The following is a 19,084-nucleotide window of genomic DNA, read 5'->3' on the forward strand; positions in this document are numbered from 1 at the left end:
GACACAGTGGCTGATCCGGCGCGCGCCAAACGGCTCGCCAAGCGGATCTCCACGATCGTCGCCTCGGCCATCGAGTACGAGATCAAGGATCCCCGCCTGGCGGGAGTCACGATCACCGACGCGAAGGTGACCGCCGACCTGCACGACGCCACGCTGTACTACACGGTGCTGGGGTCGACGCTGGAGGACGAGCCGGACTACGCCGGAGCCGCCGCGGCGCTGGAGAGCGCCAAGGGTGTGCTGCGGTCCAAGGTCGGCGCCGGCACCGGGGTGCGGTTCACCCCGACGCTGGCGTTCGCCAGGGACACGGTGCCCGACGCCGCGCACCGGATGGAGGAGCTGCTGTCCCGGGTCAAGGCGGCCGATGCCGACCTGGCCCGGGTCAGGGAGGGCGCCGTGCCGGCCGGCGAGGCCGACCCGTACCGTGTCACTGGGGCGGAGGACGACCGTAGAAGCTCGGCTGAGGACACCGGTGACGACGACCGATTCGACGATTGAGGTAGCGGTACCAGGCGCCAGAGTCGACGCCCACGGCGCCGCCGGGCTGTGCGCCGCCGCCCGCACCATCGTCGTGGTCTGTCACGTGTATCCCGACGCCGACACCATCGGTGCCGGGTTGGCGCTGGCCCAGGTGGCCGCGGCCGCCGGTAAGGACGTCCAGGTCAGCTTCGCCGCACCGGCGCAGCTGCCCGAATCCCTGCACAGCCTGCCGGGGGTGCACCTGCTGGTGGCGCCCGACCAGGTGCGCCCGGACGCCGACCTCGTCGTCACCGTCGACATCCCCACGTTGAGCCGGCTCGGTAGTCTCGCCGAGCTCGCCGACGGCCGGTGTGCGGTGCTGGTGATCGACCATCACGCGTCCAACGCGTTGTTCGGCACCGCCAACTATGTCGACCCGTCGGCGGACTCGACCACGATGATGGTGGCCGACCTGCTCGACGCCTGGGGCAAGCCGATCGACGGCCCGATCGCGCACTGCCTGTACGCCGGGCTGACCACCGACACCGGCTCGTTCCGGTGGGCCAGCGCCCGGGCACACCGGCTGGCCGAACGGCTGCTGGGCATCGGCGTCGACAACGCCGCGATCAGCCGCACGTTGATGGACACCCATCCCTTCGCGTGGTTGCCGATGCTGTCACGCGTGCTGGGTGCGGCCCGGCTGATCCCCGACGCCGCCGCCGGCGGGGGATTGGTGTACACCGTTGTGCCGCACGCGGAATGGTCCAAGGCGCGGTCGGAGGAGGTGGAGAGCATCGTCGATATCGTGCGCACCACCGCCGAGGCAGAGGTGGCCGCGGTGCTCAAGGAGACTGAACCCGGGCAGTGGTCGGTCTCGATGCGCTCCAAGACCCTGGACATCTCCGGGGTGGCCGGTGGATTCGGCGGTGGCGGTCATCGCCAGGCCGCCGGATACACGGCCACCGGAAGCGCCGACGAGGTGGCGGCAGCGCTGCGCCGCGCACTTGACTGATCCGGCCGCCGGCGGGTCGGCCGATGAGCCGGCCACCGCCCGGCGGATCGCCGGCCTCGCGCTGCCCGCGTTGGGCGTGCTCGCGGCCGAACCGCTCTACCTGCTGTTCGATATCGCGGTCGTCGGGCGCCTCGGCGCGCTGAGCCTGGCCGGGCTGACGATCGGTGGGCTGGTGCTGTCGCTGGTCGCCTCGCAGGGCACGTTCCTGTCGTACGGCACCACCGCCCGCTCGGCGCGGTTCTTCGGTGCGGGTGATCGCGGCAGCGCCGTGCGCGAGGGTGTGCAGGCCACCTGGTTGGCGGTGGGGCTGGGCTTGCTGATCGTGGCGGTGGTGCAGGCCGCCGCGGTACCGATCGTGTCGGTGCTGGCCGACGGTGGTGCCATCGCCGCCGAGACGCTGCCGTGGTTGCGCATCGCCATCTGCGGCGCGCCCGCGATCCTGATCTCGCTCGCCGGCAACGGCTGGATGCGCGGCGTGCAGGACACCGCGCGGCCGCTGCGCTACGTCGTGTTCGGGTTCGCCGTGTCGGCGGTGTTGTGCCCGCTGCTGGTGTACGGCTGGCTGGGGTTGCCGCGACTGGAGCTGGAAGGGTCGGCCGTGGCGAACCTGGTCGGCCAGTGGACGGCGGCACTGCTGTTCTGCCGGGCGCTGCTGGCCGAACGGGTGCCGCTGCGGGCCGATGTCACGGTACTGGGTTCGCAGCTGGTGATGGGCCGGGATCTGGTGGTGCGCTCGTTGGCTTTTCAGGTGTGCTTCGTGTCGGCGGCCGCGGTGGCGGCGCGCTTCGGTGCGGCCGCGGTGGCCGCGCACCAGGTGGTGCTGCAGTTGTGGAGTTTCCTTGCGCTGGTGCTCGATTCGCTGGCGATCGCGGCGCAGTCACTGGTGGGCGCGGCGCTCGGTGCCGGTCACCTGGGACAGGCCAAATCGGTGGCCTGGCGGGTGACGGTGTTCTCGGCGGTGGCGGCGGTGCTGCTTGCCGCGCTGTTCGCCGCCGGCGCGCCGGTGGTGCCGGCATTGTTCACCGACGACCGGTCGGTGCTGGACGCCATCGACGTGCCGTGGTGGTTCCTGGTGGCGCAGATCCCGATCGCCGGTGTGGTGTTCGCGATCGACGGGGTGCTGCTGGGCGCCGGGGACGCGAAGTTCATGCGCAATGCGACGCTGGGCAGCGCGCTGGCCGGGTTCCTGCCGCTGATCTGGCTGTCGCTGGCATTCGGCTGGGGCCTGGCCGGAATCTGGTCCGGGCTGTCCACCTTCATGGTGCTGCGCCTGGTTCTCGTTGGCTGGCGCGCATTTTCGGGCCGCTGGTTGGTGGCCGGGACCGGGTGAGTTCAGCGCCGCTCAGTACCCCGTGGCGTCACCGGTGTCGGCGAGCAGCGCCCGCGACCCGGACACGCCCAACCGGGTGGCGCCCGCGGCGATCATGGCCCGGGCCTGGGCCAGCGTGCGCACCCCGCCGGAAGCCTTCACCTGCAGGCCCGCGTCGCGCACGGTGCGTGCCATCAGCTCCACCGCCTGCACGCTTGCCCCGCCGGCGGGATGGAAACCAGTGGAGGTCTTGACGAAATCGGCGCCGGCGGCCACCGCCGCCCGGCACACCGCGACGATCTCGTCGTCGGTCAGGGCCGCCGACTCGATGATCACCTTCAGCACAGCCGGCGCCGGCACCGCCGCCCGCACGGCCGCGATATCGGCCTGCACCGCGTCGAACGCGCCGGCCTTGGCCGCGCCCACGTCGATCACCATGTCGATCTCGTCCGCGCCGTCGGCCACCGCGCCGGCGGCCTCGGCGGCCTTGACCGCCGAGATGTGCTTACCGCTCGGGAAACCGCACACCGCAGCCACTTTCAGCCCGTCGGGCACGGTGATCGGCAGCATCGACGGGGACACGCACACCGAGTAGGTGCCCAGCTCGGCCGCCTCGGCGATCAAGGCGGCGACATCGGCGGGCGTGGCCTCCGGCTTGAGCAGCGTGTGGTCGATGATGGCCGCGACGTCGATCGTGGCGGAACGGTCTGAGGTGTCGGTCATCGGTGTCCTTCGTGTCGTCATGGGCAAAGAGTCATGGGGCAGACCGGTCAGGCCGCGCGCTTGGACTGCCGGTCGAGCAGGTAGTTCATGATCAGGGCCGCGATCAGGATCAGGCCGGTGACCAACATCTGGAAGAACGAGCTGAGCCCCAGCAGGTTGAACAGGTTGCGCAACACCGACAACAGTAGAACCGCGATGAAAGTGCCGAGCACGCCGCCCTTCCCACCGAACAGGCTGGTGCCGCCGAGCACCACCGCGGCGATCGCGTCCAGCTCCAGGCCGGTGTTGGCGGTGGGCTGGCCGATGGTGAGCCGGGCGGTCAGCAGCACACCGGTCAACGCGGCCAGCCCGGAGCAGATCACGTAGGCGGTGGTGGTGATGCGCTGCACCGGCAGGCCGGACAGCCGCGCGGCCTGCGGATTGCTGCCCACGGCGTAGATGTGTTCACCGAAGGTGGTGCGGCGCAGCATGAATCCGACGACCACCGTGGTGGCCACGAAGATGACGCCGACCACCGGGATGCCGGCGATCGAGCCGGCCCCCAGAAACCGCAGACCCATCGGGATCTCGGCGGTGGTGGGGGTGCCGTTGGTGGTCAGGTAGGTCAGGCCGCGGATGCTCTGCATGCCCGCCAGGGTCACCATGAACGCCGGCAGTGCGAGATAGGCGCTCAGGCCGCCCATCACCCCGCCCAACACCAGACCCGCCGCGATCGCCAGGGTCATGGCCACCGGCCACGGCACCCCCATGCCGATGAGCAGCGCCACCAGCATTCCCGACAGCGCCGCGACGCTGCCGACCGACAGATCGATACCGGAGGTGAGGATCACCACCGTCATCCCGACGGCGACGATCCCGGTGAGGCTGGACTGCTGCAACAGGTTGGCCATGTTCTGGCTGGTGAGGAATTGCGGCGCGGACACCGACGCCACCACGAACAGGGCGATGAAGATGAACAGCAGATTGAACCGCATGATGAGGTTGCGGCGTGGCGCCCTGCCCGCGGGAGCCGTGACGGGACCGGGTGAGGTGGGGCGGTTCATCAGTTCAGTCATGGGTGGACTTCGTTCTTCCGGTGACGATGCAGCGGGCGATGTCCGCTGCCGGGGTGATTGCGGGGTGGTATTCGGCGATGTTGCGGCCCTCGTGCATGACCCAGATGCGGTGGCAGTTCTCGGTGAGTTCGCTGAGCTCGCTGGAGGCCATCACGATGCCCACGCCGGAGTCGGCCAGCGCGTGCACCTGCTCGAACAGGTCGGCTTTGGCGCCGATGTCCAGCCCGCGGGTCGGTTCGTCGAGCAGCAGCAGCTCGACGCCGCGGGCCATCCACTTGGCCAGCACGACCTTCTGCTGGTTGCCGCCGGAGAGCTGGCCGACCGGCTGGCCCAGGCCGGCGAACTTGACGCCCAGGCGCTGCAGCGGAGGCTCGCACACCTGGCGGGCCCGGCCCAACGGATTGATCCGGCGCGCTTGCAGGGTCGCGATGGCCGCGTTGCGCAGGATCGACTGTTCCAGGAACAGGCCCTGGCGCTTGCGGTCCTCGGGTACCAGTCCGATCCCGAGGTCCACGGCCGCGCGCGGGTTCAACGACGTGATGGACCGGCCGGCGAGGGTGATGTCCAGATCGGCCTTACGGTCCCCGAAAAGGGTTGCCAGCAAGGTGGATCGGCCGGAGCCGCCCAGCCCGGCCAGCCCGACGATCTCGCCGCGGCCGACGGTGATGTCCCGCACGTCGATCAGGGCGGGCACCACGGCCCGGCGCACGTGCAGCAATGGTTTGGGTGGGGTGCCCAGGTGCCGCCGGGGCGGCCGCGACGCCACCGGCCGGCCGATCATCGCCTCGACGAGCTGCTCCTTGGACACCGACGCGATATCGAACACGCCGACGGTGGCGCCGTCGCGCATGACCGTTGCGCGGTCGCCTATCTCCTTCACTTCGTCGAGGCGGTGCGAGATGTAGATGACCGACTTCCCGGCCGCGGTGAGTTCCCGGATCACCCGGAACACCGCGGCCAGATCATGCTCGGTCAGGGTGGCGCTCGGCTCGTCCATCACCACGATGCGGGCCTCGGTGGTCAGGGCCTTGGCAATGGCGGTGAGCTGCTGGTCGGACACCGACAGCTCGCCGACGATGCTGGACGGGCTGAAGATGCCACCGACGCGTGCGATGGCCGCTGCGGCCAGCCGATCCCGTTGTCTGCGCGCCACGAACGGACCGCGCCGTGGTTCGTGCCCGAGGAACAGGTTCTGGGCCACGCTCAGATCGGGTACCAGGTCGAGTTCCTGGTAGATGGTGTTGATCCCGGCCCGCACCCCGTCCAGCGGGGACGTGAACGTCACCGCGGTGCCGTCCAGGGCGATGGTGCCGGCATCCGGGGTGTAGGAGCCGGACAGGATTTTCATCAACGTGCTCTTGCCCGCGCCGTTCTCGCCGAGCAGGCAGTGCACCTCGCCCTCGGCGACCTGCAGGTCGGCGCCGTTGCAGGCCTTGGTGCCGGGGAAGGTCTTGACGATCCCTGTCATCGTCAGCATGTCGAGCCCGCTCCCACCGTGGCGGCGCTCTGCTCGAGAACCGTGGTGGCCGTGGGTTCGTCGGTGATCAACACCGAACACAGGCCGCTGTGCAGGGCGGCGCGCACCACCGGCACCTTGTCCGGCCCGGCCGCGACCGCGATCGCACAGTTGGCGTTGCGCACGTCGTCCAGACCCAGTCCGACCGTCCTGCTGTCGATTCCGGGATGCGCGATCTCGCCGGCCGCGGTGATGTAGTGCGCCAGCACGTCACCGATGGCCCCGCGCTCCTTCAACTCGCGCAGCTCCGCGGGCGTCACCGCGCCGGACTCCACCAGCACCGAGTTCGGTGCCAGCGCGCCGAGGGAGAACAGCAGGGCGTCGGCGCCGCGCGCACCGCTGAGCACGTCGACGACGAAACCTTCGGCGTACAGGGCGTCGCGGGTCTCGATCCGCTCCACGATCGCCGGGACCGGCAGCAGGGTGGCCCGGCCGTTGCCGCTGTGCGCGATGCCGGTGGCGATGTTGGCCGCGGTGGTCGGGCGTACCGAGCGGCTGACTCCGCCGTTGGCCTGGATCACCTCGATGCCGCTGGTCCAGCCGGCCGGCAGCACGGCGGCGATGTGCTGCAACGTGTTTCCCCACGACACCGCCAGCGTGGTGATCCAGGAGGCGTTGGCCTTGAGATACCCGACCGCGGCGGCCGCGATGTGGCCGTCGGTGCCGGGTGTGTCCGGCCCGGGCACCACGATGCATTCCCGCAGCCCGAATTCGCTGCGCAGGGCGACCTCCAGGTGGGCGCGGCGGGCCTGCGGATGCACGATCCTGATCTGCACGATGCCGACCTCACGGGCCTCGTCGAGCAGGCGCCCCACCTTCCACCGGGTCAGGTGCAGTTCACGTCCGATATCCTCCTGGGTGCGGCCGTGCTCGTAGTAGCACTGCGCGACGTGGAGCAGCAGTTCGGTATGACTGCGCTCCGACGGATGCGCCATCACCGACTCACCTCGATCGACCGAACTGTTGCACCAGCGCGGTCAGGCGCTGGTAGTCGGCATAGGTCTGCTGATACACGGGGACGCGCTGCGGCTCCGGCTCCAGGGTGCGGACCTGCGGTCCGAACAACCGCGACCCCTGCGTCAGTGATCCGGTCACCCCGGCCCCGGTGGCCGCGATCGCCGCACAGGCCCGCAGCGTCAGGTTCGCGCCGACCACGAACTCGGCAGGGCGGCCCAGCACGTCGACGGTAACCTGCTGCCACAACGGGTTTCGTTCGATGCCGCCGGAGAACACCAGGCGTTCACAGGACACCCCGGCGCGTTCGAACGACTCGATCACCGCACGGGTGCCGCAGGCGACGGCCTCGACCATGGCCCGGTAGAGCTCGGCCTTCGTGGTCCCCAGCGAGAGCCCGATGACGGCGCCGCGCAGGGTGGCGTCGCGGTGCGGTGTGCGGTTGCCCATGAAATAGTCCAGCGCCCGCAGGCCGTGCCCGCCCGGGTCGACGGCGGTGGCCTCGTCGATCAGACCGGGCAGGTCGGCCCGGGCCACGCCCATGATCGACTCGCCGGCCCACTTGAGCACCGAGCCGCTGCTCACCTGGCCGCCTTCGACCAGCCACTTACCGTGGTGCAACGCGTGCGGGTACGGACCCCACACCTCGTGGGTGTCGGTGGGCTCGTCGACCTCGGCGATCATCGCCGACGACGTCCCGGACACCAACGAGACCAGGCCGTCCAATCGGTCGCCGCAGGACAGCAGCGAGACGTGCGCGTCGATCCCGCCGACGGCGACGACGGGACTGCCGGAGATCCCGAGATGGGTTGCGGCACTGGGGGACAGCGTTCCGGCCACACCGCCGACCTCGACGATGCGATCGGGCAGCTTGGCCGCCAGGTCGTCGACACCGAGCGCGGCGTACAGCTCGGTGGGGAAGCGCCCCGCGATGGTGTCGTAGTTGTACTTGCACACCGCGTTCATCTGCGAGCCGACCCACTGCCCGGTCAGCCGGAAGGTCAGGTAGTCCACCGCTTCGACGATCCGGTCGGCCTTGCGGTAGTTCTCCTGGTCGTGGGTGCGTAGCCACATCGCCTTGGGGACAAGCCATTCGGCGGCATCGGACCCACCGGACCAGTTCAGGATCGGATGCTCGGCGGCCAGCTTGGCGGTGCGTTCGGATTCGGCGCTGCTGCGGCAGTCCATCCACAGGATGGCCGGGCGCAGCGGTGCGCCGGAGGCGTCGACCACGGCCACGGTGGACGCGGTGGTGGCCGCCGCGATCGCGATGACGGGGCCGGCCCGGCGGCAACCCTCGGTGCTCAGCAGCTCCCGGGTGGCCGCGCCGATGGCGTCCCACCACTGCCGCGGATCCTGTTCGGCCCAGCCCGGTTTGGGGAACCGGGTGGGATAGGCCCGGTGTGCCTCACCGAGCACCTCGCCGTGTTCGGTGAAGGCGCCGACCCGGGCGCCCTCGGTGCCCAGGTCGATGGACAGCAGAATTCCCATGGTCAGTCCTCGTTGGGCAGGAACAGCACCTTCGACGAGAAGATCGATCGTTCGCCGAGTTGGTGCATGGTCTGCGGCAGTGCCGACAGAGGCAGCTCATGGGTGATCATGAACTCCCACTTGAGCGCTCCGGTGGACATCAGTTGCGCCGAGGTGCGCCACTCGTCGCCGGGGAACGGCGCCGAGAAGGAGTTCCACGACCCGTGCAGGCTGGCCTCCAACCGCATGAACCGGTTGAAGGTGTCCTTGCCCAGCGGGACCGGGGCGTGCGGGATGCCGATGAACACCGCGTGCCCGTGCGGGCCGGTCAGGTCGGCCGCCATATCGGCGGTCGCCGGCACCCCCGCGGATTCCAGCACGATGTCGAACCCGCGCCCGCCGAGGGCCCGGGCCTCGTCGGCGCTCTGCACGGCGGCGGTGGCACCGGCCTCGCGCGCCATGGCGGCCTTCTCCTCGCTCAGGTCGACGGTGACCACCTCGGTCGCACCGTGCAGCCGGGCCCACTGGACGGCGAACAGCCCGATCGGCCCGGCGCCGATGACCAGCACGCGGTGCCCGGCGCGCAACCCCGTCTTCCACAGACCGTGCAAGGCGATCGCCGCCGGGTCGATCATGGCCGCGGCGCGGGGATCGATCCCGGCGGGCAGCTTGAGCAGATTGCCCACCGGCGACACCACGTACTGCGCGTAGGCGCCGTCACTTCGACTGCCGAAGTAGTCGTAGTCCTCGCACAACCCGAACGCACCCTTGAGGCAGAAATCGCAGGTGCGGCAGGGGATCAGCGGCGGTACCGAGACCAGCTCGCCGACCTCGAAACCGGTGACGCCGGCGCCGAGTTCGGCGATCCACCCGGAGAACTCGTGGCCGCAGATGATCGGCATGACGTAGCCGCCGTTGCGCAGCATGCGGGGAATGTCCGATCCGCAGACCCCGCAGGCAGCCACCTTGAGCAGCACCTGCCCCGGTCCGGGCCTGGGCACCGCGACGGCTTCGACCCTGATGTCGCCGGGGGCGTGCATCACGGCGGCGGTCATGGTCTGCGGGAGGACATCGCCGCCTGCCAGGCCGCGGGTCGGTGCTTCAGTGGTCATGGATGGTGATCTCCTGAGTTCTGGGGATGGCGAAGGTCGAGGGCCGGGTCAGGCCGGCGGTGCGGGCGCCTTGGCGAACGTGGTGTCACCCACCAGCGCCGCGGCGTTCGCCTTGTCGACCAAACCCGTTCCGGCGTCGATGAATTGGGGAACCGACTCACCCTTGGCGACCTTGACCGCGGTCTGCACGGCGAGCTGGCCCTCGGTGTTGGGATCGTTGAGCGCGGTGGCCACGTACTGGTTGCCGCCGGCGATCGCGCGGACGGCCTCCATCAGCCCGTCGACACCGAACACCAGCACGTCGCGGCGGTTGTTCTCGTCGAGCACCTGCAGCGCGCCCAGGGCCATATCGTCGTTCTGGGCGTAGACGGCCTTCACGTCCGGGTGGGCCTGCAGCAGATCCTGCATCGCGGTGACCGCCTTGGACCGGATGTAGTCGCAGTACGGGCCGTCGATCACGGTGATGCCGGGCCGGCCCGCCACCGCGGCGGCAAAACCGTCGTGGCGATCGCGGGCCACCGCGCCACCGGCGTCGCCCTGAATCTCGATGATCTTGCCGCCGGCGGGACCCAGCGCCGCCACCGCGGCTTCGCCCACCGTCTGGCCCATCGCCTTGTTGTCGCGCCCGACGAATGCCGCTGCGCCGTTCTCGACGGGCCGGTCGACGGTGACCACCTTGATGCCCGCGGCCGCCGCGGCGGCCATGGACGGGGCGACGCCCTTGGGGTCGACGGGGTTGATCACCAGCACGTTGATGCCGCGGGTGATGAGATCCTGGACGTCGTTGTTCTGTTTGGTGACATCGCCGTTGGCGTCGGCGAAGAACAGCTGGTTGCCGTCGCGCTCGGCGGACTGCTTGGCGGCGTCGGTCAGCGCGACGTAGAAGGGGCTCTGCTGGGTGGCCTGGCTGAACCCGATCTTGACGGGCCCGTCACCCGCCGGGTTGGCGCCGCCGGCGCCCTTGTCGCCGGGCATCGTGCAGGCGGCCGAACCGATCACCGTGGTCGCGGCGATGGCTACCGCCGCCGCCACCCTTGCCAGTCTCATCGCTCCTCCTAACGTGCGCCTCGTCATCGGGGCGCGTGACGGCCATCACGTTAGGAAGGGCGAAGAGACCAAGTCAACACATGCGCATATCTTTGCTCATATGAGCATCGGCTAGGGGCGGACCTGGGCGCGGCCCCGCTCCAATACCGACGCCCGATTGGCGGCGATATCGTCGCCGGAGGTGTCCGCCATCCAGGCGCGCGCCGACTCGGCCTCGATCCACAGCCCGGCCTGGGTCTGCTCGGCGTCGATCCGGTGATACGAATCCAGCAGGGCGCGAACGGCTTTCTGATTGTTCCCGACAATCGCGGCCGCCACCTTGCGGGCCGCGGGCAGCAACTGCCCGTGCGGAACCACCTCGGTGACCAGGCCGGCCCGCAGCGCGTCGGCGGCCGACAGGTAGTCACCGGTCAGGCTCATCCGGCGGGCCAGGCCGACCCCGACCTTCTGGGGCAGCCGCACCGACAGACCCCAGGTGGGCAGCAGGCCGACGCGGGCGTGGGTGTCGGCGAAGCGGGCGTTCTCCGATGCGATGAGGATGTCGCAGTACAGGGCGAGTTCCAGCCCGCCGGTCACCGCGGCGCCGTTGATCGCTCCGATCACGGGTTTGGTCATCGGCGGCCACTTCGGCGAGATATCGGGCAGCTCGGTGCGCTCGCCCAGCTCCTTGAGGTCCAGGCCCGCGCAGAACACCGGGTCCGCCCCGGTCAGGATCACCACGTCGACCTCGGGGTCGGCGTCGGCGGCCCGCAGCGCCGCGTAGAACGCCGTGCGCAGCTGCGCCGACAGCGCGTTGCGTGCGTGCGGCCGGTTGAGGGTGAGGGTGCGCACCCGGTCGGTGGTGTCGACGAGCAGAACGTCCGCAGATGTCATGCCGGTGAACCTATCGTGGAGCCATGTGCCGAAACATCACCGAGTTGCGGGGCCTGGAGCCGGCCGCCACCGCCGAGGAGATCGAAGCCGCGTCGCGCCAGTACATCCGCAAGGTCAGCGGCATCACCCGGCCCACCGCCGCCAACGAGGCCGCCTTCGAGGCTGCCGTCGCGGAGGTCACCGAGGTGACCACGCGGTTGTTGCGGCAGCTACCCCCGCGCCGCCAGCCACCCAAGACGGTGCCCCCGCTGCGCCGCCCGGAGGTGCGGGCGCGCCTGGCCGCCACGTGAATTCACCCGCGCTCAAGGAGTGGGGTGCGGTGGTGCGGGCGTTGCTCGCCGGTCGCCAGACGGTGCTGCTGCGCAAGGGCGGAATCCACGAGAAGCGGTTCGAGGTGCAGGCCGGCGAGTTCCTGCTGTTCCCGACGGTCGCGCACAGTCACGCCGAGCGGGTCCGCCCCGGGCACCGCGACCTGCTGGCCACCGCCACCGACGAAGCCGACAGCACCGAGGACGCGGTCACGCTGCGCGCCGGTGCCCGCGTGCTGGCGGCCGTCGCGGTGAACCGGCCGGAAGCCGTCGACGAGATCGCCGATCTGCATATCTGGACCGCCGAGTCGGTGCGCACCGACCGGCTGGACTTCCGTCCCCGGCACCGGCTGACGGTGCTGGTGGTGCAGGCCTACCCGTTGGTGCGGCCGGTCCGGCTGCCCAGGCTGCCGCAGTACGCGGGCTGCGCCAGTTGGCTGCAGCTACCGGTGCGCCCGGATTACGGTGCGCCGGTGCACGACGAGGCCGCCCTGGCCGGTATCGCCGAACGGGTGCGCCGGTCGGTCGGCTGACGGCCGTGCGGCCACGACGGCAGCGTCAGAACTTGTAGTAGGGGACCAGCTCGTTGGCCCGCGCCAGGTTGGTCTGCAGGCAGTCGGGCGCGTCCGGGGAGTGGATCGGTGAGTAGAACACCGACTGCTGCAGCACCCCGTAGCTCGTCTTGAACGCGATCATGCAGGTGATCCACCACCGGTCGTTCCAGTCGGTGGGCTTCATGATCCAGTACTGGGCCGCGCGGTGGCCGGCGATGTCCAGCTCGACGGCGTCGGCGGGCAGTGTTTGCTCGTAGGTCCGCCACACGAACGCCTCGACGGCCATCTGATAGTTGCCGGCGTCGTAGTGGCAGCGCAGGCCGTCCTCCGGCGTGGGCGGGGTGAACGCCAGGCCGATGCGCTGCACGACGTCGAGGGGGATATCCCGGCACGGATCGAACGGGGACGGGTCGGTGGTCTCGATGACCGGCCATTTGATGCTGGTCGACACGTTCGTCAGGGGCAGATCGGCGGCCCGGACCTGTGCCGGAGCGCCGGCCGGGTCGGCCTGCCACACCACGACCACCGCCGCGACGAGCGCGCACAGTGCCGACAGCAGACGCAGCTTGGCCGCCATCACATCCCCTCCACGGGCCCGGGACTTCCGGGCACTGCGGGGGAGTGTACAAGGGTGCGCGGGGCGCCCGGACGAGAAATCAGAACAGGTTCTAGTTGCTCGCACGGTGGTCGTGCCGCGACCCGGGCACCGCAAGTAGGCTGGTTCGTTGTGTCCGCGACGTCACGAGAACAGCGCAGGCCCGTGCTATGGGCCATCAGCGACCTGCACACCGGTCACACCGGGAACAAGCCGGTCACCGAATCGCTCTACCCGTCCTCGCCGGAGGACTGGCTGATCGTCGCCGGTGACGTCGGGGAACGCACCGACGAGATCCGCTGGGCGCTGGATCTGCTGCGCAAGCGGTTCGCGAAGGTGATCTGGGTACCGGGCAACCACGAACTGTGGACCACCAACAAGGACCCGATGCAGATCTTCGGGCAGTCACGCTACGACTATCTGGTCACCATGTGCGACGAGATGGGCATCGTCACCCCCGAGCACCCGTTCCCGGTGTGGAACGAGGAGGGTGGCCCGGCCACCATCGTGCCGATGTTCCTGCTCTACGACTACACCTTCCTGCCCGAGGGCACCGCCACCAAGGCCGAGGGCCTGGCCGTGGCCCGGGAACGCAATGTCGTCGGCACCGACGAGTTCCTGCTGTCGGCCGAGCCCTACGCCACCCGCGACGCCTGGTGCCGCGACCGCGTGGCCAAGACACGCAAGCGGCTGGAAGACCTGGACTGGATGAACCCGACCGTGCTGGTCAACCATTTCCCGCTGGTGCGCGAACCCTGCGACGCGATGTTCTACCCGGAGTTCTCGCTGTGGTGCGGCACCACCGCCACCAAGGACTGGCACACCCGATACAACGCCATCTGCTCGGTCTACGGGCACCTGCACATCCCGCGCACCACGTGGTACGACGGCGTGCGGTTCGAGGAGGTCTCGGTCGGCTATCCGCGAGAATGGCGCCGCCGCAAGCCATATCGCTGGTTACGTCAGATCCTGCCGGACCCGGTGTATGCGCCTGGATACCTCAACGAGTTCGGTGGGCATTTCGAGATCACCGCCGAGATGCGCGACAACGCCCAGAAGATGCAGGAGCGCATCAGGGCCCGGCGGGGGTACTGACCGTGGCCCTGTTGCGTGCCCTGGTGCCCGAGGTCGTGGTGTCGGCCGAGACCTACGACGACCCGCCCGGTCTGGCGCCGCTGCCGGAGGAGGAACCGCTGGTGGCGCGTTCGGTGGCCAAGCGGCGCAACGAGTTCGTCACCGTTCGGTACTGCGCCCGGCAGGCGCTCGGTGAGCTGGGTGTGCCGCCGGCACCGATCCTCAAGGGCGACAAGGGCGAACCGTGCTGGCCCGACGGTGTCGTCGGCAGCCTGACGCACTGCGACGGTTTCCGCGGTGCGGTGGTGGGGCGCAGCTCCGATGTCCGCTCGCTGGGCATCGACGCCGAACCGCACGATGTGCTGCCCAAGGGGGTGCTCGACGCGATCAGCCTGCCCGCCGAACGGGCACACCTGTCCGGCCTGCCGGGTGGCCTGCACTGGGACCGAATCCTGTTCTGCGCCAAAGAGGCCACTTACAAGGCCTGGTTCCCGCTGACGCACCGGTGGCTCGGCTTCGAGGATGCCCACATCACGTTCACCCCCGACTCGTCAGGTGCGGCAGGGACGTTCGAGTCCCGGATCCTGATCGACCCGGCCGCCGAGTCCGGTCCGCCGCTGACCGCGCTGGCCGGGCGCTGGTCGGTGGCCGACGGAATCGCGCTGACGGCGATCACGCTGTGAGTCCGGCACCCGGACTGGTGATCGTCGACAAGCCCGCCGGCCTCACCAGCCATGATGTCGTCGGGCGGTGCCGGCGCTTCTTCGGGACCCGCAAGGTGGGACACGCCGGGACGTTGGATCCGATGGCCACCGGGGTGCTGGTGGTCGGTATCGAACGGGCCACCAAGATCCTCGGACTGCTCACGGCCACCGACAAGTCGTACGCGGCCACCATCCGCCTCGGCCGCACCACGTCTACGGAAGACGCCGAAGGTGAAGTGCTGCAGGATGTTTCCGCCGTGCACGTCACCGACTCCGCGATCGAGGCGGCGGTGGCCGCACTGCGCGGCGACATCGAGCAGGTGCCCTCGGCCGTCAGCGCCATCAAGGTCGCGGGCCAGCGCGCCTACAAGCTGGCGCGCGAAGGGCAGGCCGTCGAACTGGCCGCCCGGCCGGTGCGCATCGACCGGTTCGAGGTGCTCTCGGTGCGCAAAGTGGACACCTTCGTCGATGTCGACGTCGAGGTGGACTGTTCGTCGGGCACCTACATCCGGGCGCTGGCCCGCGACGTGGGTGCCGCCCTCGGTGTCGGTGGGCACCTGACGGCGCTGCGCCGCACCAAGGTCGGCCGGTACGGCCTGGGCGAGGCCCGCACCATCGATCAGTTGGAAGCCGACGCGCGGTTGTCCTACGGCCTGGACGAGGCCTGCCTGCTGGGCTTCCCGCGCCGCGACCTCACCGCCGCCGAGACCGAGGACGCGCGGCACGGTCGGGCGCTGGCGCCCGCGGGTATCGACGGGGTGTATGCCGCCACCGCGCCGGACGGCCGGGTCATCGCGCTGCTGCGGGACGGGACGTCGCGCACCACATCGGTGGTCGTCCTGCGGCCGGCCACCCTGTGATGCTGTGGCCGGTGTGGCTGCTGCAACTGACGTGACCGGTGGTGAGCGTGCGGTTTGCGGTGTGGCGCTTGCCGCTTCGTGATCAATTCGAGACCAGGGCCACAAGAATTCATGGGAACCGCAGCTATTCGTGCTGCGTTGTTCAGGATATGACAGTGCAGCTGCCTGCGTATCCCTCCGAGTGGTTCGGTTATGCCACGGATGGCCGGCGAGCGGCACCCAGACGCGATGGCGCGCGCATCTTCTCGCACCGCGAGCGTGAGGTGCAGATCGGGCATGTTGACGCCGCATCACACCTGGTCGCCGCGCCGGCCGCGGTGTGGGAGGTGCTCACCGATCCCCGGTCCTGGGACCAGTGGTTTGCCGTGCACGACTGCTGGGTTGCCGAACCGCCGGACGGCCTGGAGGCCGGAACCCGGCTGAGCGCCAAGATCTGCATGCTGGGTATCACCGACACCCTGGACTGGGTGGTCGACAGCATCGACGACGGCACCCGCATCGAGTTGACCGCTACCGGTCTGCAGGGACTGTCGGTGCGGTTGATGTTCCGGCTCTCACCCGCGGGTTCGGGCTCGTGGATCACCGCCAGCGCGCAGTTCAGCGGTGCGCTGCTGAGCCCGGCGATTCTCGATGCCGTCGAAGCCGATGGCGTCAGCCAGCTGATCGGGAGTCTGGCCGGACTCGACGGGTTGGCCCGGCAGGCGCAGGCACAGGCCGATGCGGCCCGCCCCCAGTTGCGCCTGGTGCACTCGGCTCGCTGATCGACTCCTAGGGGACAACCCAAATCGCTTGCGCCGCGGGGCTTCCCAGATCCACCGTGGTGCCGGCATCGGCCGAATCGTCGGCGGACTCGATGCCCACCGAGATCATGCCGGCAAAGTCACGCCGGGCCAGCACCCGCAGCCGCGAGTCCAGACTGATACCCACGCTGTCGAAATAGCGCAGCATCTCGGGATCGGCATCCGAAATCCGGGCCACCGTCCCGGTTTCCCCGTCATGACACGCCGACAACTGACGCGCCGGTGGGGTCGGCACCTTGCCGTCGGCCGCCGGGATCGGATCCCCGTGCGGATCCCGGGTCGGATAGCCGAGTTTCGCGTCGATCCGGTCGAGCATCCGGTCGGACACGGCGTGCTCCAGGATCTCGGCCTCGTCGTGCACCTCGTCCCAGCCGTAGCCGAGTTCGCGCACCAGGAAGGTCTCCATCAGCCGGTGCCTGCGCACCATGGCCAGCGCCGCGCGCCGGCCGGACTCGGTGAGCGTCACCGCCCCGTACTTCTCGTGATCGACCAGGCCCTGGTCGGCGAGCTTGCGGATCGACTCCGACGCCGTGCTCGCCGACACCCCGATCCGCTCGGCGAGCAACTTGGTGCTCACCTTCTCCCTGGACCACTCCTGGGCGGTCCAGATGACTTTGAGGTAGTCCTGCGCAACCGTCGTCAGGTCTTGCGGGGTGCCGTTGGGACTCACTGGGGCCTCACACCGACAAAGTTTAGGCAATCGTCACCTGATCCGGGGATCCAGCGCAGACGGCGCGGCCGGCGCGCCGTAGGCTTGCGCTGTGCAGCGGTGGCGGGGCCTGGAAGACATCCCCACGGACTGGGGGCGATGTGTCATCACGATCGGTGTGTTCGACGGGGTGCACCGCGGTCACGCCGAACTGATCAGCCACGCGGTCAAATCCGGCCGCTCGCGCGGCGTGCCGACGGTGCTGATGACCTTCGATCCGCATCCGATGGAAGTGGTGTTCCCCGGTAGCCATCCGGCACAGCTGACCACGCTGACCCGGCGCGCCGAGCTGGTCGAGGAGACCGGTGTCGACGTGTTCCTGGTGATGCCGTTCACCGCCGATTTCATGAAGCTGACGCCCGAGCGCTACATCCACGAACTCCTGGTGGAGAGCCTGCACGTGGTGGAGGTCGTGGTCGGTGAGAACTTCACCTTCGGCAAGAAGGCGGCCGGCAACGTCGACCTGCTGCGCAAGGCGGGCGAGCGGTTCGGGTTCGCCGTCGAGGGCATGTCTTTGGTTTCCGAGATCTCCGCGGCGGCCGCCACCAACCGGGACGAGACCGTCACGTTCTCCTCGACCTATATCCGGTCCTGTGTCGACGCCGGCGACGTGGTGGCCGCGGCCGAGGCGCTGGGCCGCCCGCACCGGGTGGAAGGCGTGGTGGTGCGCGGTGACGGCCGCGGCCGGGTGCTCGGCTTCCCGACCGCCAATGTCGCGCCGCCCATGCACTCAGCCATCCCGGCCGACGGGGTGTACGCGGCCTGGTTCACCGTCCTGGGCCACGGCCCGGTGGTCGGCACCGTGACACCCGGGCAGCGCTACCAGGCGGCGGTGTCGGTGGGCACCAACCCGACCTTCTCCGGGCGCACCCGCACCGTCGAGGCGTTCGTGCTGGACACCGAGGCCGACCTCTACGGCCAGCACGTCGCCGTGGACTTCGTGGCCCGCATCCGCGGCCAGGAGAAGTTCGACTCGGTGGACGACCTGGTCGTCGCGATGCAGGGCGATACCGCCCGCGCCCGCACGATTCTTGCTGCGCACTAGGGGACTGCTAGACTTCCCGGCGACCCAGCGCGTGCTGCAGTTCGCGGCGGCCGCGCCCCAGATGATCCTCGCGGACCTTTTTGATGGAGTTGTATTCGTGGCGCTCACTGCCGAACAGAAGAAGGAAATCCTCGGCCAGTACGGCCTGCATGACACCGACACCGGCTCGCCGGAGGCTCAGGTTGCCCTGCTGACCAAGCGGATCTCCGATCTCACCGAACACCTCAAGCTGCACAAGCACGACCACCACTCGCGGCGGGGGCTGCTGCTGCTGGTCGGTCGTCGGCGCCGGCTGCTCAAGTACGTCGCGCAGGTCGACGTCGAGCGCTACCGGTCGTTGATCGAGCGCCTCGGTCTGCGTCGCTGACTCCCGGCGCCGCGGCCGTCCTGGCCGCGTTCTGCTTGTTGGGGGGACTGGCCACCGGCTGTTCGTCGGCCGCCGCCGCGGATCTGCGCGCCGGCGACTGCCTGAAGGTCGGTGGACCGGCCGACCGCCCGGAGGCCATCAAGGCGCAGTGCGGTAGTCCGGAGTCCAATTACAAGGTCGTCGCGACCGTCGCCACCGGTGACGACTGCCCGACCGACGTCGACTCGTACTACTCCATGCACAGCGCCTTCGGTGACGTGGGCAGCACCGTCTGCATGGATATCGACTGGGTGGTCGGGGGCTGCATGAGCATCGACCCGGACCACGGTCGTGACCCCGTGCGCGTCGACTGCGGCGACACCGGTCAGCCGCACCGGCAGCGGGCGACGCAGATCCTGCAGGACGTGGTCGATGCCGACCAGTGCGCCAGTGGGCTGGGGTACCCGTATGACCAACGACAGTTCACCGTGTGCGTCGAGGACGTCGCCTGACGGAGGCGACAAGGTCGCGGTGTAGCATGGGGATGTTTTAGGCCACG

Annotated in this window: 22 protein-coding genes; 12 read left to right on the forward strand and 10 right to left on the reverse strand. The window is 69.7% G+C overall.

All coding sequences use genetic code 11. The annotated features are described in order from the left end of the window. The first annotated feature begins 6 nt into the window (after nt 1–6). Genes rbfA through AWB94_RS17835 form a run of 3 tightly spaced genes read left to right on the forward strand, consistent with a single transcriptional unit; the run spans nt 7 to nt 2,801 of the window. A complete protein-coding gene (gene rbfA, locus AWB94_RS17825; RefSeq protein ID WP_062656460.1) occupies nt 7–498 on the forward strand; it encodes a 30S ribosome-binding factor RbfA in 492 nt (163 codons plus the stop codon). After that, nucleotides 473–1,471 (forward strand): DHH family phosphoesterase, encoded by a 999-nt coding sequence (locus AWB94_RS17830; RefSeq protein WP_062656461.1) that lies wholly within the window; start codon nt 473–475, stop codon nt 1,469–1,471. Before rbfA ends, AWB94_RS17830 begins: the two co-directional genes overlap by 26 nt. Beyond that, on the forward strand, nt 1,464–2,801 hold the full coding sequence (locus tag AWB94_RS17835) for an MATE family efflux transporter (protein WP_062656462.1): 1,338 nt from the start codon (nt 1,464–1,466) through the stop codon (nt 2,799–2,801). Before AWB94_RS17830 ends, AWB94_RS17835 begins: the two co-directional genes overlap by 8 nt. A gap of 12 nt (nt 2,802–2,813) precedes the next feature. Here the strand turns inward: AWB94_RS17835 and deoC are convergent, their stop codons facing one another. The 8 genes from deoC to AWB94_RS17875 all read right to left on the reverse strand — a co-directional run bounded on the left by deoC (nt 2,814) and on the right by AWB94_RS17875 (nt 11,530). Beyond that, a complete protein-coding gene (gene deoC, locus AWB94_RS17840) occupies nt 2,814–3,503 on the reverse strand; it encodes a deoxyribose-phosphate aldolase (RefSeq protein WP_062656463.1) in 690 nt (229 codons plus the stop codon). Nucleotides 3,504–3,550: 47 nt separating this feature from the next. Next, nucleotides 3,551–4,558 (reverse strand): ABC transporter permease, encoded by a 1,008-nt coding sequence (locus AWB94_RS17845; RefSeq protein WP_062656464.1) that lies wholly within the window; start codon nt 4,556–4,558, stop codon nt 3,551–3,553. Next, nucleotides 4,551–6,035 carry a sugar ABC transporter ATP-binding protein gene (locus AWB94_RS17850; protein WP_062656465.1) on the reverse strand — a complete coding sequence of 495 codons (1,485 nt, stop codon included), beginning with the start codon at nt 6,033–6,035 and terminating at the stop codon, nt 4,551–4,553. Before AWB94_RS17850 ends, AWB94_RS17845 begins: the two co-directional genes overlap by 8 nt. Further along, nucleotides 6,029–7,009: a sugar-binding transcriptional regulator gene (locus AWB94_RS17855; RefSeq protein ID WP_062656466.1), complete on the reverse strand. Its 981-nt coding sequence runs from the start codon at nt 7,007–7,009 to the stop codon at nt 6,029–6,031. The genes AWB94_RS17850 and AWB94_RS17855 overlap by 7 nt, the downstream gene beginning before the upstream one ends. A gap of 7 nt (nt 7,010–7,016) precedes the next feature. Next, on the reverse strand, nt 7,017–8,519 hold the full coding sequence (locus AWB94_RS17860) for an FGGY-family carbohydrate kinase (RefSeq protein WP_062656467.1): 1,503 nt from the start codon (nt 8,517–8,519) through the stop codon (nt 7,017–7,019). 2 nt (nt 8,520–8,521) lie between these two features. Next, entirely contained in the window at nt 8,522–9,610 is a 1,089-nt protein-coding gene (locus AWB94_RS17865; protein ID WP_062656468.1) for a galactitol-1-phosphate 5-dehydrogenase, read from the reverse strand. A 48-nt stretch (nt 9,611–9,658) separates the two neighbouring features. After that, entirely contained in the window at nt 9,659–10,657 is a 999-nt protein-coding gene (locus AWB94_RS17870; protein WP_062656469.1) for a substrate-binding domain-containing protein, read from the reverse strand. Between the two features lie 111 nt (nt 10,658–10,768). Continuing rightward, nucleotides 10,769–11,530 (reverse strand): enoyl-CoA hydratase, encoded by a 762-nt coding sequence (locus AWB94_RS17875; protein WP_062656470.1) that lies wholly within the window; start codon nt 11,528–11,530, stop codon nt 10,769–10,771. A gap of 23 nt (nt 11,531–11,553) precedes the next feature. On the opposite strand from AWB94_RS17875, the gene AWB94_RS17880 reads away from it, so the two are divergent. Beyond that, on the forward strand, nt 11,554–11,820 hold the full coding sequence (locus AWB94_RS17880) for a DUF2277 family protein (protein ID WP_062656471.1): 267 nt from the start codon (nt 11,554–11,556) through the stop codon (nt 11,818–11,820). Further along, the gene (locus AWB94_RS17885; RefSeq protein WP_062656472.1) at nt 11,817–12,371 is read left to right on the forward strand and encodes a DUF1802 family protein; all 555 of its coding nucleotides are present in this window, start codon (nt 11,817–11,819) and stop codon (nt 12,369–12,371) included. The genes AWB94_RS17880 and AWB94_RS17885 overlap by 4 nt, the downstream gene beginning before the upstream one ends. A gap of 25 nt (nt 12,372–12,396) precedes the next feature. On the opposite strand, the gene AWB94_RS17890 is transcribed toward AWB94_RS17885, so the two are convergent. Further along, nucleotides 12,397–12,969 carry a DUF3558 domain-containing protein gene (locus AWB94_RS17890; protein WP_062656473.1) on the reverse strand — a complete coding sequence of 191 codons (573 nt, stop codon included), beginning with the start codon at nt 12,967–12,969 and terminating at the stop codon, nt 12,397–12,399. Nucleotides 12,970–13,119: 150 nt separating this feature from the next. Here AWB94_RS17890 and AWB94_RS17895 point away from each other — a divergent pair, with 150 nt between their 5' ends. The 4 genes from AWB94_RS17895 to AWB94_RS17910 all read left to right on the forward strand — a co-directional run bounded on the left by AWB94_RS17895 (nt 13,120) and on the right by AWB94_RS17910 (nt 16,386). Beyond that, the gene (locus AWB94_RS17895; protein ID WP_062656474.1) at nt 13,120–14,082 is read left to right on the forward strand and encodes an ACP phosphodiesterase PptH; all 963 of its coding nucleotides are present in this window, start codon (nt 13,120–13,122) and stop codon (nt 14,080–14,082) included. Further along, complete coding sequence (gene pptT / locus AWB94_RS17900) at nt 14,079–14,744, forward strand: 4'-phosphopantetheinyl transferase PptT (RefSeq protein ID WP_062656625.1); 666 nt, start codon at nt 14,079–14,081, stop codon at nt 14,742–14,744. Before AWB94_RS17895 ends, pptT begins: the two co-directional genes overlap by 4 nt. Continuing rightward, nucleotides 14,741–15,625: a tRNA pseudouridine(55) synthase TruB gene (gene truB, locus AWB94_RS17905; RefSeq protein ID WP_062656475.1), complete on the forward strand. Its 885-nt coding sequence runs from the start codon at nt 14,741–14,743 to the stop codon at nt 15,623–15,625. Before pptT ends, truB begins: the two co-directional genes overlap by 4 nt. Nucleotides 15,626–15,780: 155 nt before the next feature. Continuing rightward, nucleotides 15,781–16,386 carry a type II toxin-antitoxin system Rv0910 family toxin gene (locus AWB94_RS17910; protein ID WP_165605307.1) on the forward strand — a complete coding sequence of 202 codons (606 nt, stop codon included), beginning with the start codon at nt 15,781–15,783 and terminating at the stop codon, nt 16,384–16,386. A gap of 7 nt (nt 16,387–16,393) precedes the next feature. Here AWB94_RS17910 and mntR read toward each other — a convergent pair whose 3' ends face one another. Further along, entirely contained in the window at nt 16,394–17,095 is a 702-nt protein-coding gene (mntR, locus tag AWB94_RS17915; protein WP_062656477.1) for a manganese-binding transcriptional regulator MntR, read from the reverse strand. Nucleotides 17,096–17,186: 91 nt separating this feature from the next. Here mntR and AWB94_RS17920 point away from each other — a divergent pair, with 91 nt between their 5' ends. The 3 genes from AWB94_RS17920 (at nt 17,187) to lppU (ending at nt 19,037) form a co-directional block, all read left to right on the forward strand. Continuing rightward, entirely contained in the window at nt 17,187–18,179 is a 993-nt protein-coding gene (locus AWB94_RS17920) for a bifunctional riboflavin kinase/FAD synthetase (protein WP_062656478.1), read from the forward strand. A 97-nt stretch (nt 18,180–18,276) separates the two neighbouring features. Then, nucleotides 18,277–18,546 (forward strand): 30S ribosomal protein S15, encoded by a 270-nt coding sequence (rpsO, locus tag AWB94_RS17925; RefSeq protein ID WP_024454057.1) that lies wholly within the window; start codon nt 18,277–18,279, stop codon nt 18,544–18,546. After that, nucleotides 18,543–19,037, forward strand: coding sequence for an LppU family putative lipoprotein (gene lppU / locus AWB94_RS17930; RefSeq protein WP_409365971.1), 495 nt, complete (start codon nt 18,543–18,545; stop codon nt 19,035–19,037). Before rpsO ends, lppU begins: the two co-directional genes overlap by 4 nt. The last annotated feature ends 47 nt before the right edge of the window (nt 19,038–19,084 follow it).

Source organism: Mycolicibacterium canariasense (assembly GCF_002101555.1).
Classification (GTDB): domain Bacteria; phylum Actinomycetota; class Actinomycetes; order Mycobacteriales; family Mycobacteriaceae; genus Mycobacterium; species Mycobacterium canariasense.